15 protein-coding genes are annotated in these 14156 nt (G+C 70.2%); 10 read left to right on the top strand and 5 right to left on the bottom strand.

The window, feature by feature from the left end; all coding sequences use genetic code 11:
• Positions 1-100: 100 nt before the first annotated feature.
• The 7 genes from KME80_RS00075 (at position 101) to pknB (ending at position 8786) form a co-directional block, all read left to right on the top strand.
• The gene (locus tag KME80_RS00075; RefSeq protein ID WP_219498484.1) at positions 101-841 is read left to right on the top strand and encodes an FHA domain-containing protein; all 741 of its coding nucleotides are present in this window, start codon (positions 101-103) and stop codon (positions 839-841) included.
• Positions 842-858: 17 nt separating this feature from the next.
• Positions 859-1329 (top strand): FHA domain-containing protein FhaB/FipA, encoded by a 471-nt coding sequence (locus KME80_RS00070; protein WP_219498481.1) that lies wholly within the window; start codon positions 859-861, stop codon positions 1327-1329.
• A complete protein-coding gene (locus KME80_RS00065) occupies positions 1326-2600 on the top strand; it encodes a Stp1/IreP family PP2C-type Ser/Thr phosphatase (protein ID WP_219498479.1) in 1275 nt (424 codons plus the stop codon). The genes KME80_RS00070 and KME80_RS00065 overlap by 4 nt, the downstream gene beginning before the upstream one ends.
• Complete coding sequence (locus tag KME80_RS00060; protein ID WP_219498476.1) at positions 2601-3995, top strand: FtsW/RodA/SpoVE family cell cycle protein; 1395 nt, start codon at positions 2601-2603, stop codon at positions 3993-3995.
• A complete protein-coding gene (locus KME80_RS00055; RefSeq protein WP_219498473.1) occupies positions 3992-5452 on the top strand; it encodes a peptidoglycan D,D-transpeptidase FtsI family protein in 1461 nt (486 codons plus the stop codon). Before KME80_RS00060 ends, KME80_RS00055 begins: the two co-directional genes overlap by 4 nt.
• A gap of 24 nt (positions 5453-5476) precedes the next feature.
• Positions 5477-6829 carry a serine/threonine-protein kinase gene (locus KME80_RS00050; protein WP_219498470.1) on the top strand — a complete coding sequence of 451 codons (1353 nt, stop codon included), beginning with the start codon at positions 5477-5479 and terminating at the stop codon, positions 6827-6829.
• Positions 6830-6914: 85 nt separating this feature from the next.
• Entirely contained in the window at positions 6915-8786 is a 1872-nt protein-coding gene (gene pknB, locus KME80_RS00045; protein WP_219498467.1) for a Stk1 family PASTA domain-containing Ser/Thr kinase, read from the top strand.
• Between the two features lie 126 nt (positions 8787-8912).
• On the opposite strand, the gene KME80_RS00040 is transcribed toward pknB, so the two are convergent.
• The 3 genes from KME80_RS00040 to KME80_RS00030 are packed head-to-tail and all read right to left on the bottom strand — an operon-like array spanning position 8913 to position 10253.
• On the bottom strand, positions 8913-9485 hold the full coding sequence (locus KME80_RS00040) for an anthranilate synthase component II (RefSeq protein WP_219498465.1): 573 nt from the start codon (positions 9483-9485) through the stop codon (positions 8913-8915).
• On the bottom strand, positions 9482-9640 hold the full coding sequence (locus tag KME80_RS00035) for a hypothetical protein (protein WP_219498462.1): 159 nt from the start codon (positions 9638-9640) through the stop codon (positions 9482-9484). The genes KME80_RS00040 and KME80_RS00035 overlap by 4 nt, the downstream gene beginning before the upstream one ends.
• 1 nt (position 9641) lies before the next feature.
• Positions 9642-10253 carry a class E sortase gene (locus KME80_RS00030; RefSeq protein WP_219498461.1) on the bottom strand — a complete coding sequence of 204 codons (612 nt, stop codon included), beginning with the start codon at positions 10251-10253 and terminating at the stop codon, positions 9642-9644.
• A gap of 139 nt (positions 10254-10392) precedes the next feature.
• Here KME80_RS00030 and KME80_RS00025 point away from each other — a divergent pair, with 139 nt between their 5' ends.
• Positions 10393-10638: a cell division protein CrgA gene (locus tag KME80_RS00025; protein ID WP_219498459.1), complete on the top strand. Its 246-nt coding sequence runs from the start codon at positions 10393-10395 to the stop codon at positions 10636-10638.
• 37 nt (positions 10639-10675) lie between these two features.
• Here the strand turns inward: KME80_RS00025 and KME80_RS00020 are convergent, their stop codons facing one another.
• A complete protein-coding gene (locus tag KME80_RS00020; RefSeq protein ID WP_219498457.1) occupies positions 10676-11536 on the bottom strand; it encodes a rhomboid family intramembrane serine protease in 861 nt (286 codons plus the stop codon).
• A gap of 74 nt (positions 11537-11610) precedes the next feature.
• Positions 11611-12150 (bottom strand): peptidylprolyl isomerase, encoded by a 540-nt coding sequence (locus tag KME80_RS00015; protein WP_308125554.1) that lies wholly within the window; start codon positions 12148-12150, stop codon positions 11611-11613.
• Positions 12151-12308: 158 nt separating this feature from the next.
• Here KME80_RS00015 and KME80_RS00010 point away from each other — a divergent pair, with 158 nt between their 5' ends.
• Together KME80_RS00010 and KME80_RS00005 are read left to right on the top strand one after the other, a co-directional pair.
• A complete protein-coding gene (locus tag KME80_RS00010; RefSeq protein ID WP_219498456.1) occupies positions 12309-12809 on the top strand; it encodes a hypothetical protein in 501 nt (166 codons plus the stop codon).
• 74 nt (positions 12810-12883) lie between these two features.
• The coding region (locus KME80_RS00005) for an AAA family ATPase (protein ID WP_219498453.1) at positions 12884-14156 on the top strand (1273 nt) is incomplete at its 3' end.

Below are 14156 nucleotides of genomic sequence, written 5' to 3'. Positions count from 1 at the left end.
GACGAGCGCCAGGATCGCCGTGACCGTGGGACGAGCGGAGACCGGGCGCCACGAGCGTCTGGGGGCCGCGATCATATGCACGGAGGAAGGGAGGTACCCGGTGGGAGTCCTTCAGCGCTTCGAGCGACGGCTCGAAGGCTTGGTTGAGGGGGCCTTTGCGCGGGCGTTCAAATCTGACCTTCAGCCGGTCGAGGTCGCCAGCGCGGTGCAGCGGGAGATGGACGAGCGGGCGGCGATCGTCGCCCAGGGTCGCACTCTCGTGCCCAACGACTTCGTGGTTGAGCTGTCGACGACCGACAGCGAGCGGCTTGAGGTGTACGCCGACAGCATCAGCCACGAGCTGGCCAACCTCGCCAGGGAGTACGCCAAGGAGCAGGGCTACTCCTTCGTGGGACCGGTCCGGGTCCGATTCGAGACTGCCGGCGATCTGGCGGTGGGACTGTTCCGCATCAGGTCCGGCGTCATCCGTGGCGCGACCGTCGAGCAGGACGAGATCCGCCAGCCGGCGAGCGACCTGCCCCCGTCGCGGCCCAACGCTTTCGGCGGGCGGCCCCGGCTGCTCGTCTCCACCCAGGACGACCCGCAGGGCGACCGCTCCTACGAGCTCACCACTCCGGTGACCTTGCTGGGCCGCGGCACCGACTGCGACCTTCGTCTCGTCGACCCCGGCGTCTCGCGTCACCACGCGGAGTTGCGCGTCGAGGGTCAGCAGGTCGTCCTCGTCGATCTCGGATCGACGAACGGCACTTTCGTCAATGGCCAGCCGGTACGCAGAATCGAGCTCCAGAACGGCACGCGAGTGACGTTGGGGCGTACGACTCTGGTGTTCCGGCGCGATTAGGGGTAGACAAACGGTCCATGTCCGAGCTCACGCTGCTGCTGATCCGGCTCGCTTTCCTGGCGGTGCTGTGGTTCTTCGTCATTGCCGCAGTCGGCGTGATCCGGACGGACTTGTTCGGATCACGCACTGCTCCCGCCGGCCCGCGCAAGGGGGTCAAACCCGCCAAACCCATGGCAAAGCCCAAGAGCAAGAAGGGCGAGCCACGCCAGCTCATCGTGACAGGTGGCCCACTGCAAGGCACCACCATTAACCTCACGGAGACGCCCATCACCATTGGCCGGGCCAACGACGCGACGCTGGTCGTCAGCGATGACTACGCATCCAGCCGCCATGCCCGGCTCTTCCCTCAGGACGGTCAGTGGATCGTGGAAGATCTCGGCTCAACCAACGGCACGTATCTCGACCGCTCGAAAGTCACCCGTCCGACCCCGGTGCCGCTCGGTGTTCCGATCCGCGTCGGCAAGACAGTCATTGAATTGCGCAAATGACCATCGCACTCCGCTACGCCGCCCGCTCGGACGTCGGCCTCCTCCGCGAAGGGAACGAGGACTCGGCGTACGCCAGCGGCCGCCTGCTCGCCGTCGCCGACGGCATGGGCGGGCACGCACACGGCGAGGTGGCGAGCTCCGTCGCCATCGCCGCCATGGCCTCTCTCGAAGAGGCCCAGCAGGGGGGTGACCTGCTCAACGCCATCGAGGCGGCCGTCCGCGACGCCAATCGCAAGCTGCACGAGATGGTGGGTCGCGATCCCAGCCTCAAAGGCATGGGCACCACGCTCACGGCCATGCTGTGGAACGGCACCCAGGTCGCGCTGGTGCACGTCGGCGACTCGCGCGCCTACCTGCTCAGACGCGGGGAGCTCTACCAGATCACCCACGATCACACGCTGGTGCAGCAGCTCGTCGACGACGGCCGCATCACGCCCGAGGAGGCGGCGACGCACCCGCAGCGGTCGATCCTGCTGCGCGCGCTCGACGGCAGCGGCGAGGTCGACCCCGACCTGACGCTGCGCGAGGCCCAGGTCGGCGACCGCTACCTGCTCTGCTCCGACGGCCTGTCCGGCGTGGTGAGCGCGGAGACGCTGCACGCCACGCTGACCAACCTCGACGATCCCGAAGAGGTGGTGCGCCAGCTCATCGACCTGGCCAACCGGGGCGGCGGGCCGGACAACATCACCTGCGTGCTCGCCGACGTGCTGGAGATCGGCGACGAGCCGCAGCCGGTGACGGAGGCCGCGGTGGTCGGCGCGGCGGGCATGAACCGCCTGATGGCGGAGGAGACCTCGCCGGGCGGAGCGGGCGCGGCCACCGCGCCCCAGCCGGTGATCGGTGACGACGAGGACTTCGACGAGCCGGTCGCCAGGGCGGCCGGCCGGCCGCGCCGCCGCCGCGTGTGGCCCGTGCTGGCCTCGGTGGTCTCCGTGGCCGCGATCGTGGGCGTCGGCGGCTACTTCGGCTGGCAGTACACGCAGGACCACTTCTTCGTCGGCGCCTGGGACGACGAGGTGGTCGTGTTCCAGGGCATCCAGCAGGAGGTCGGGCCGCTGCAGTTCTTCAAGGTCGCCGAGCGCACCGGCCGTTCGCTGTCGGAGCTGTCCCCCCCGGACCAGGCCCTCATAAGGGACGGCATCGAGGTCACCAACGTCGCCGAGGGCCTCACCAAGATCAACAGCCTTGACTTCTCCGACCAGAAGGCCACCAGCACGCCCGAGGCGACCACGTCGCCATCCACCACGCCGACGAAGACGAAACCCCAATAAATGAGCGAAGTGGCCGCTTCCCCCGTCCCCATGCCCGCCAAGCGTCGCCTGGCCCAGCTGGTCATGCTCGCGTTCGCGGTCGCCATCACCATGGGCGCCTACGCGAACGTCGGCCTGGCGATGAACGGGGAGATCCCGTCGGGGATGCTGACCTACGGCCTGAGCCTGGGCGGGCTGATGCTGGCCGCCTACCTCGTGCTCGCCAAGTTCGCCCCGTGGGCCGATCCGCTGATCCTGCCGCTGGTCACGGTCATCAACGGGCTCGGGCTCGTGATGATCTTCCGGTTGTCCGAGTCGCCGTCGAAGCTGCCGTCGGCCACGCTGGCCTCGCCCAACTCGCAGATCCTGTGGACCCTGGTCGGCGTCGTGCTGTTCAGCGTCACCCTGATCTTCATGCGCGACCACCGCGCGCTCCAGCGGCTCACCTACACCGCGGGCGCGCTCGGGCTGCTGCTGCTCGTCTCGCCGCTCACCCCGGGCCTCGGCCAGGAGCTCAACGGCGCCCGGATCTGGATCGGCATCCCCGGCCTCGGCCAGCTCCAGCCCGCCGAGTTCGCCAAGCTCGCGCTGGTCGTGTTCTTCGCCGGCTATCTGGTGGCCAAGCGCGACGTGCTCGCCCTGGCCGGGCGGCGGCTGCTGTTCATCGACCTGCCGCGTGCCCGCGACCTCGGCCCGGTGCTCATCACCTGGGGCGTCAGCCTGGGCATCCTGGTCATGCAGAAGGACCTGGGCTCGTCGCTGCTGCTGTTCGGCACGTTCATCGTGATGCTCTACATCGCCACGCAGCGCAGCTCCTGGGTCATCATCGGCATCCTGCTCTTCGTCGGCGGCGCGCTGCTGGCCGGCATGCTCTTCGACCACGTACAGGCCCGGTTCGAGGTCTATCTCAACCCCGAGGACCCGGAGCTCTTCAAGAAGATCGGCGGCAGCGAGCAGCTCATGCAGGGCCTGTTCGCCATGGGCTCGGGCGGCATCCTCGGCACCGGCCTCGGCCAGGGCCACCCGGAGCTGATCCCGCTGGCCTTCTCCGACTTCATCTTCGCCGCCACCGGCGAGGAGCTGGGCCTGACCGGCCTGATGGCGCTGCTGATGCTCTACGCGCTGCTGGTCGAGCGCGGCCTGCGCACCTCGCTCGCGGCCCGCGACCCGTTCTCCAAGCTGCTCGCCGGCGGCCTGTCGTTCCTGCTGGCCTGGCAGGTCTTCATCATCGTCGGCGGCGTGACCAACCTCATCCCGCTGACCGGCCTCGTCACCCCGTTCATGTCGCAGGGTGGCTCGGCGTTGCTGGCTAACTGGATCCTTATCGCGCTCCTGGTACGCATGTCTGATGCCGCTCGGCGCCCCCCGCCCCAGGCGATCCAGAACGAGGGAATGACGCAGGTGTTCCAGCGATGAACGGAACGATCAAGCGAGCGGCCGTAGCTTGCCTGGCCATGTTCGCGCTGCTGATGATCAACGTGAACGTGCTGCAGGCGGTCAACGCCAAGGACCTGAGCGACGACGCCCGCAACACCCGCAACTTCTACGAGCGCTACGCGGTGCAGCGCGGTCGCATCACGACGGGCGGCAAGGTCATCCTCGCCCAGTCGAAGGAGACCGACAGCAACGAGTTCAAGTTCGTCAGGCAGTATCCCGAGGCCAAGCTGTACGCGCACGTGACCGGCTTCTTCTCGCCCGAGAGCGAGTCGGGCATCGAGCACTACCGCAACGACCTGCTCGACGGCTCCAGCGCCGACCTGCTGCTCCAGCGCGGCATCGACCTGTTCACCGGCGAGCCGACGCGCGGCGCGAACGTCGACCTGACGATCAACCCGAAGGCCCAGCAGGCCGCCTACGACGCGCTGCGGCAGAGCGGCAAGCGCGGCGCCGTGGTCGCGCTCAACCCGAAGACCGGCGCGATCCTGGCGATGGTCTCGCTGCCCACCTACGACCCGGCCGAGCTGTCCGGCACCAACAAGAGCCAGGTGTTCTCCCGCTACGACGAGCTCGCCAAGGACAAGAACCAGCCGCTGCTCAACCGCAACATCGACCGCACCTACCCGCCCGGCTCGACGTTCAAGGTCGTGACGGCGGCGGCGTACCTGGAGGACGACCCCAGCCGCGACGGGCAGACGGTGGTCGACGCGCCGCAGGTGCTCAAGCTGCCCAACACCACGGTCGGCCTGCCCAACTACGGCGGCGCGGCGTGCGGCTCCGGCCAGGTCACGCTCGTGTACGCGCTGGAGAGGTCGTGCAACACGCCGTTCGGCTCGATGGGCATGGACCTGGGCTACGACAAGATGCGCGAGCAGACCGAGCGGTTCGGCATGGGGGTGCCCGTCAGCGTCCCGATGCCGGTGGCCAAGAGCGACTTCGGCCCCCGCGAGGACCAGTCGGCGGTCGCCATGGCCTCGATCGGCCAGCGCAGCAACCAGATGACGCCGCTGCAGATGGCCATGATCGCGGCCGGCATCGCCAACGACGGCACCGTGATGAAGCCGTACCTCGTGAACAAGATCACCGATGCCAAGGGTGACACGATCGACGAGGCCGAGCCCGACGAGCTGACCGAGGCGGTCAGTTCCGAGACGGCGGGCAAGCTGCGCGACATGATGGTCAGCGTCGTGCAGAACGGCACCGCGAACCAAGCTCAGGTCTCAGGCGTCCAAGTAGCGGGCAAGACCGGCACGGCCGAGACCGCTGAGGGGCAGGCGCCGCACGCGTGGTTCATCTCCTTCGCGCCGGCCGACGACCCGCAGATCGCGATGGCGGTGCTGGTGGAGTCCGGCGCCGCCAGGGTCGGCGCCGAGGCGACGGGCGGCGGCACGGCCGCCCCGATCGCGCGGACCGTGATGGAGGCGGTGCTGAAGTAGTGAGGGACTGTAACGTGCAGGACCATGCGGCTCGGTAACCGCTATCTGCTGATCTCCCGCATCGCCACCGGAGGCATGGGGGAGGTCTGGCGTGCCCGCGACGAGCTGCTGGGCCGCGAGGTCGCCGTCAAGGTGCTGCGCAGCCACGTCTACGCCGACCACACCTTCCGCGAGCGCTTCCGCAACGAGGCGCGCATCACCGCGGGCCTGGCCGACAGCGGCATCGCCCAGATCTTCGACTACGGCGAGCACAGCGACCTCGCCTATCTGGTGATGGAGCTGGTGCACGGCGAGCCGCTGTCGGCCATCCTGGCGCGCAACGGCTCGCTGGGCCCCGAGGTGACGCTCGACGTGCTGCACCAGACGGCCAGGGCGCTGCACGCGGCGCACGCCTCCGGGATCATCCACCGCGACGTCAAGCCGGGCAACCTGCTCGTGACGCCCGAGGGCGCCATCAAGGTGACCGACTTCGGCATCGCCCGCGCGCTGGAGGCCGCGCCGGTCACGCAGACCGGCACCGTGCTCGGCACCGCCCAGTACGTCAGCCCGGAGCAGGCGCAGGGCCTGCCGCTGACGCCCGCGACCGACCTCTACTCGCTGGGCGTGGTGGCCTACGAGTGCCTGTCGGGCCGGACCCCGTTCCAGGCCGACAGCGCGGTGGCGATCGCGCTGCTGCACCTGAACGAGACGCCGCCGCCGCTCGGCGTCGACGTGCCCGCGCCGGTGCGCGAGCTCGTCATGGCGCTGCTGGCCAAGGACCCGGCGCGGCGGCCCGGGTCGGCGCTGGAGATCGCGGACCGCGCGTACGTGCTGCGCGAGTCGCTGGCGGGCGGCGGCGACGGCGGCGCGGAGCTGAGCATGCTGACCGACCCGTCCGGCTTCAAGGTGCGCCCGCCTGACCCCGAGGACGAGCGGACCACCGACAGCCTGGGCGAGAGCCCGTCGACGGTGCTGCACGAGCGCGCCCCCAAGCGGCGGCGCAGCCGCGCGCTGGCGCTGGTCGCGGGGGCCGGATGCGCGGCGGCGGTGGGGATCGGCGCGTTCGCGCTCACCCCGGCCAGGGCCCCGGTCCAGGCGCCGCCCCCGGTCACCGAGCCCGCCTCGCGGACGGCCTCACCGGTGAAACCGAAACCGTCGCCCGGTAAGAAGGAGACCCGGCGGCCCCCGGTTGTTACGGTGAAGTCGACGAAGCCGGTACCCTCGCGGTCGGCTACGGTAAGCAAGTCAGCAACACCGACGAAGACGCCGACGCCGAAACCGACCCCGACCACCACCCGAACCCCGACCCCCACACCGACGCCGACGCCCACGCCGACACCGACGACGTCGGCCACACCGGACCCGGGTGAGACAAACCCGACGAAGGAGCAGACGTGACGTGCCAACGGGTCGACGATGGACACCGGCGGCCGCCCCCCGCGCAGGCCGGCACCAAGATGAACGGTAAGGGACAGTGCAGGAAATGACTCAGCCTCGGCAACTCGGAGGTCGTTACGAGCTCGACGGTGTCGTCGGGCGCGGCGGCATGGCCGAGGTGTATCGCGCCCGGGACATCCGGCTCGACCGGGTGGTCGCGATCAAGACCCTCCGGTCGGATCTGGCTCGTGACCACACCTTCCAGGCCCGTTTCCGCCGTGAGGCGCAGTCGGCGGCGTCGCTGAACCACCCGGCGGTCGTGGCCGTCTACGACACGGGCGAGGACGTCACGGACGGCACTCCCGTGCCCTACATCGTCATGGAGTACGTCGACGGGCGGACGCTGCGCGACCTGCTGCGCGCCGACCGCCGGCTGCTTCCCGAGCGCGCGGTCGAGCTGGTCGACGGCATCCTGCGCGCCCTCGACTACAGCCACCGCGGCGGCATCGTGCACCGCGACATCAAGCCGGCCAACGTGATGATCACCCGGGCCGGCGACGTCAAGGTGATGGACTTCGGCATCGCCCGCGCGATGGCCGACTCGGCCGCGACGATGACGCAGACCGCGCAGGTGATAGGGACCGCCCAGTATCTGTCGCCGGAGCAGGCCCGCGGCGAGCGGGTCGACGCGCGCAGCGACATCTACTCCACCGGGTGCGTGCTCTACGAGCTGCTGACGGGCCAGCCGCCGTTCACCGGCGACTCCCCTGTCGCGATCGCCTACCAGCACGTGCGCGAGGAGCCGATCCCGCCGTCGCAGATCGACCCGGAGATCCCCGCGTGGGCCGACGCGATCGTGCTCAAGGCCATGGCCAAGGACCCCGCCCACCGCTATCAGAGCGCGGGCGAGATGCGGGCCGACATCCAGCGCGCGATGTCCGGCATGCCGGTCGACGCGCAGACGATGGCGATGACGGGCAACTACGGCCAGGGCACCCGCATGATGACGGCCACCCAGGCCGCGCAGGGTCCGGCGACGCAGCGCACCGGCACGGTCCCGCCCTACGAGTACGACGAGGGCGGTGGCGGCGGCGGTCGCGGCCGGCGCCGGGCCAACAGCGGTGGCGGCGGCAGCGCGGTCAAGACGGCTCTGTGGATCATCATCCCGCTGCTGATCATCGGCGCGTTCATCACCATCGGCTACGTGGTGCTGAGCGGCGGCGGCAGCGAAACCCCGGCCGACTCCCAGATCGCGGTGCCGGAGCTGGTCTCGACCGAGCAGGAGTACGCCGAGGCCCAGGTGAAGAGCGCCAAGCTCACGCCCAAGGTGGTCGAGGAGTTCAGCGCCGAGTTCGACAAGGGCACGGTCATCAAGACCGACCCGGCCGCCGGCACCAAGGTCGACGAGGGCGCCACCGTCACGCTGTACGTGTCGAAGGGCACGGAGAAGGTCGCGGTGCCCGACGGGCTCGTGGGCATGAGCGTCGACGAGGCCAACCAGATGCTCAGCGAGCTCGGGCTCAAGGGCGTGGTCGAGCCCAGGGCGTCCACCAAGGCGCAGGGCAAGGTCTTCCAGACCGACCCGAAGGCCGGCGCGGAAGTGGAGAAGGGCGGCACGGTCAAGCTCTTCATCCCCAAGGAGCTGGCCACGGTGCCCAGCGTGCTCGGCATGACCGAGCAGGAGGCCAAGGCGCTGCTGGAGTCGGAGGGCTTCAAGGTCAAGAGCGTCCCGCAGCCGAGCGAGCAGGCGGCCGGCACCGTCATCCAGCAGAACCCGGGCGAGGGCGCCAAGCTCGCGCCGAGGATGACGGTCACGATCGTGGTCTCGGAGGGGCCGGACGTGTCGACGCCCACGCAGGAGCCGACGGACGACTTCCCGACCGACGGCCTGCCGACCGACACGCCGACGGACGAGTTCCCGTCGGAGGACGAGCCTCCGGGTGACGACGGTCCGCTCGACGGCGGCCTCAACGGCTGACCAGGCGCGCCGAAGGCCGCCATCCCGTTCGCGGGGTGGCGGCCTTCCGCATGAAAGAAGCGCCCCCGCCGCTCGGGGGCAACGGCGGGGACGCTCATCTGGATGTCGCTCCGCGTTCGGCGTGCGTTACACCAATCCACGCAACCAGTTCAAAAGGAGCCGGTGGCCGTGCTCGGAAAGCACGGATTCGGGGTGGAACTGGACACCCTCGATGGGCGCCTCGCGGTGACGCAGGCCCATGATGACGCCGTCGGCGGTGCGGGCGGTCACCTCCAGCGCGTCCGGGACGGTGCCCGGCAGCACGGCCAGCGAGTGGTAGCGGGTCATCCGCACGGGCGTGGGCAGCCCGTCGAACACGCCGCGCCCGTCGTGCTCGACGGCGCTGGTCCGGCCGTGCACCGGTTCGGGCGCCCGCCCGACCGAGGCGCCGAACGCGCGGGCGATGGCCTGGTGGCCGAGGCAGACGCCGAGCAGCGGCCGCGCGTCGCGGTGGGCCCGGTGGACGAGCGGGACGCTCACCCCGGCGGCCTCGGGCGTGCCGGGCCCCGGGCTGATCAGGACGCCGTCGAAGCCGTCGGCGTCGGCCACCCGCACCTCGTCGCGCGGGCGCACGTCGCACTCGGCGCCCAGTTCCTTGAGGTACTGGACGATGTTGTGGACGAAGCTGTCGTGGTTGTCCACCACGAGGACACGGGTCATCGGCGTACGGTCACCTCGTCGAGCGTCACCGCCGGCTCCAGGAGCGGAAACACGGCATACCAGAGTACGGCGACCGCGACCGCGCTCAGCACCACGGCCCAGGCCGCCTTGGCGCCGGTGCCGCCCGGCAGCTTGCGCCAGATCCAGCCGTACACGTCACTCCTTCCTGAGCTCGGTCTTCTTGAGCACCCCGTACACGATGAGCCGCTGGGCGGCTGAGTATTCGGGGTGGCAGGTCGACAGGGTGATGAAGGCGCGGATGGGCCGGATGTCGGGCTTGCCGGGCACCGGGGCGAGCACCTCGACCTCGTCGGGCTCCACGATGTCCTGTGAGGTCACCCGGTAGGTGTAGCGGGCCTCGCGGGCCTCGACGATGATCTCGTCGTCGCGTTCGAGCTCGTCCAGGCGGTTGAACGGGGCCGCGTACGTGGTCCGATGCCCCGAGACCACGAAATTTCCCACCTTGCCGGGCGGGGCGCTGGCCGGGTCGTGCCCCGGCCCCTTCTTCAGGTGCTCGGCGTCCACCCCCTCCACCACCGCGTAGCGATAGCCCCGGCCCAGCTTCGGGATGCGCAGCAACGCCACGGCCTCGCCCAGCTCGATCCTCGCCAGGCGGCCGGCGTTGCGCTCCTCCAGCTCGCGCTGCAGCAGGAGCTGCTGGCTCTGCGTGTACGCGCCCGTACCCCAGAGCAGGTAGGCGCAGAACAGCATCAGGATCAGGCCCGCGGTGACGCTCAGCTCCCCCACGGTCCGCAGCAAGGCCCGCACCCGCCCAGAGTAAGCAGGTCCGAACCGTGACCCTGGGGATCGCCATGTCGTGCGCGTGGCGACTATCCTGGGGCCGCTACCCTTAACGAAGAGCCTGCGGACGATCCGGAAGCCCAGGCCCTCAGCAGGAGTTAACCCAGTGCCCAAGTCGAAGGCCCGCAAGAAGGCGGTTTACACGCCGCCGCAGAAGTCCCAGCAGGTGAAGGTCAGCCCGCGCTGGCTCGCGCCGACGATGGTCGCCGCCTGGCTCATCGGCATTCTGTGGATCGCCACCTACTACGTGGCCCCTCAGGCGCCCTTCATCGGCGATCTGCAGAACTGGAATCTGCTGATCGGGTTTGTTTTCATCATCTTCGGTGTGGTGCTTTCCACTCGCTGGCGTTAGTTCTTTCCACAGTCTTTTCCACACCTGGGGACAGAGCTCAGAGGGTGAGGGTGACCGCCCGCACCACGACGAGCGCCGCGAGCAGCACCACCGCTCCCGCGATCGTCACCACGTGCCACAGGGTCCGGTTGTTCCCGGGGGCGTAGGCCATCCCGGCGGCCAGCGCCGCCCCCGTGATCAGCCCGCCGATGTGTCCGGTCCAGCTGATGCCGGGCACGAGGAACGTGATGGCCAGGTTGATCACGAGCAGCACGATGATGCCGCGCACGTCCATGTTCAGCCTGCGCCCGACCACGAACACGGCGCCGAACAGGCCGAAGATCGCCCCGGACGCGCCCATGCTGAACGTGTTGGCCGAATCGAACCACAGCCCCAGCACCGATCCGCCGAGCGCGCTGATCAGGTAGAGCGCCACGAACCTGACATGCCCGAACGCCCGCTCCAGGTAGGGCCCGGTCACGTAGAGCGCCCAGCAGTTGAACAGGATGTGGAAGACGCCGAAGTGCCCGAACGCGGCGCTGAGCAGCCGGTAATACTCGCCGTCGACGAGCACCCAGTAGGGGTTCATCGCCAGCAGGCCGCTGACGGCGTCTCCGGTCAGGTATTGCGCCCCGAACACCAGCACGTTGACCGCCAGCAGCGTCCACGTCACGAACGGCGTGCGCACCACCGCCCCGCCGAACGTCGACCTCGCCTGCCGGATCCCCCGGTTGCCCTCGGCGACGCACTCCGGGCACTGGAACCCGACCGCGGCATCCCGCATGCAGTCAGGGCAGATGGGCCGCTCGCAGCGCTGGCAGCGCACCCACGTCTCACGATCGGGATGGCGGAAACACGTCGGCACCGCCTCGGCGGGCTGCTCGGGCTGCGGAGGCGTGCTGGGCGGCTGGGCGGTCATGACCGCAGCCTATGACTTGGCCGGGCATGCCGCGTCCCCCCTGCCATGCCCGGCCCGGTCGTGCGTCGGCGCTTCTACTCCTGGACGCGCTCGATGGTGACGCTCTGCAGGACGACGTCCTCGACCGGCTTGTTGTTGCGGCCGGTGCGGACCTTGGAGATCGCGTCGACCACGTCCTGGCCCTCCAGCACCTCGCCGAAGATGGTGTGCTTGCCGTTGAGGTGCGTGGTGTTGACCGTGGTGATGAAGAACTGCGACCCGTTGGTCCCCTTGCCGAAGCGGACGCCCGCGTTGGCCATGGCCAGCAGGTAGGGGCGGTTGAAGGCGAACAGGTCCGGGTGGATCTCGTCGTCGAACTCGTAGCCGGGGCCGCCGGTGCCCTGGCCCAGCGGGTCGCCGCCCTGGATCATGAAGTCGGGGATGACACGGTGGAAGATCGTGCCGTCGTAGTAGCGGTTGGTGCTCTTCTCGCCGGTGCCCGGGTGGGTCCACTCGCGCTTGCCCTCGGCCAGCTCGACGAAGTTACGGACCGTTTTGGGAGCCTTGTTGGGGAAGAGCTCTACCTTGATATTGCCGTGATTGGTCTGCAGGTTTGCGATCAGCTTCTCAGCCACGAGACAGCGGCCTTCCTCTATGCACCGGGTTGGTTTTGTGGTGATTTGACGATTATGGCCGTACGGCCTTCGGGCCCATCCTCCCACGCCCCGTCATGATTGAGCCGCCTTGTACCGGGAAGGTCAGGCGCGGGGCCCCAACGACAGGGGAGGTAGACGTGTCCCTGACACTGAGGAAGCGCCACGTGGCCATAGAAGTTCCCACCACGTGGATGGGCCGGATGAAGGCCCAGGCCGTCAAGACCGGCCGCAGTATGGCGCCGATGGCCGACCAGGCAAAACTGGTCGCCAACCGGCGAGTGGAAGACGCCCGCTACTGGGCTGCTCCAAGGCTAGAGAACGCCGCGCACCGGGTCGAGGACCAACTCGCCCCGGCCGTGAGTTCGATGCTCAACTCGGCCGCGTACAAGGTGAATCCCGCGAGGCCGAAGTCGCGGCGCTGGCCGATGCTCGCGCTGATCACCGGTCTGGCTGTGGGGGCGGTGGGCTACATGGTCTACCGCCGCAACGCCCAGCAGTGGACCGAGCACATGAAGGACTCCGCCTCCGACGCCTCGCGCTGGGTCGGCGAGAAGTCCGACAGGGCTGCGGACACCGTGCGCCACACGGGCGCCAAGGCGTCCGACAAGGCGGACGAGGTCTCGCGCAAGCTGCCGTGATCGGCGCCTGAAGCGCGCCCCCGACAACCGGGGGCGCGCTTTTCGCATGTTCAGGGGCCTATATCGTCACCTGCATGCTGTACGGCAGAACCGCGGAGACTGCCGCGATCGACGAGCTCATCGGATCGACGCTGGCCGGAGACGGACGGGCGCTGGTGCTGCGCGGGGCGGCGGGGGTCGGCAAGTCGGCCCTGCTCGACCTGGCGGCCTCCCGGGCCGGAGGCGCGACCGTGCTGCGCGCCGGAGGCGTCGAAGGGGAGGCGGATCTGGCGTTCGCGGCGCTGCACCAGCTCGTGTGGCCGGTGATCGGGCTGCTCGACGCGCTCCCGGGGCCGCAGCGTGACGCCGTCGCCGGGGCGTTCGGGATGGCGGCGCCCAGCCAGGACCGGTTCCTGGTGTCGGCGGGGGTGCTCTCGCTGCTCGTCGAGGCGGCGGCCGACAGCGGGCTGATCTGCGTGGTGGACGACTTCCAGTGGGTGGACCGGGCGTCGGCCGACGCGCTGCTGTTCGCGGCCAGGCGGCTGCGTACCGAACGGGTCGGGATGGTGCTGGCCGTACGCGGGGACGCGCCCGTCAAAGGGGTGCCCGAGCTGCGGGTGGACGGGCTCGACGCCGAGAGCGCCGACGCCCTGCTGGACGCGCGGGCCGAGGTGGCGCCGGGGGTGCGGTCGCGGCTCGTGGCGCTCACCGGCGGGAACCCGCTCGTGCTCGGCGAGGCGGTCGCGGTGCTGACCGCCGACCAGCTCGCCGGGCGGACGCCGCTGCCGGACCCGCTGCCCGGAGGCGAGCAGCTGTTCGGCGACCAGGTGGCGCTGCTCTCGGAGGGGGCGCGGCGGGTCCTGCTGGCGGCCTCCCTGGAGAGCGACCTGGGGCCGGCGCTGGGGGCGGCGGACGCGCTCGCCGGGGCCCGTGAGCGCGGGACGCACGAGGCCGGGCTGCACGAGGCCGAACGGGCCGGGCTGGTGGTGGTGTCCGGGGCCGTGGTGCGGTTCCGGCACCCCCTGGTGCGGTCCGCCGTGCACGCCGCCGCCGGAGCCCGTGAGCTGCGGCGGGCCCATGAGGTGATGGCGGAGCTGGTCGACGGGGACCGGCGGGCCTGGCACCTGGCCGCCGCCGCCGTGGGCCGGGACGAGTCCGTGGCCGGCGCCCTCGCGGCCGCTGCCGGGCGGGCGCAGGCCCGGGGCGGCTACGGTGACGCGGCCACGGCGCTGGCTCGGGCGGCCGAGCTCACCCCCGACCCCCTCATCCGGGCGCGCCGGCTCAAGGACGCCGCCGAGGCCGCCTGGCTCGGCGGGCGCCCGGGCCAGGCCCAGACCTACCTGGCAGAAGCCCGCCTCCTGGTTGGGG

Origin of the sequence: Nonomuraea ceibae (assembly GCF_019396325.1) — a bacterium.
Taxonomy (GTDB): domain Bacteria; phylum Actinomycetota; class Actinomycetes; order Streptosporangiales; family Streptosporangiaceae; genus Nonomuraea; species Nonomuraea ceibae.
This window is presented reverse-complemented; position numbering and strand designations above follow the sequence as displayed.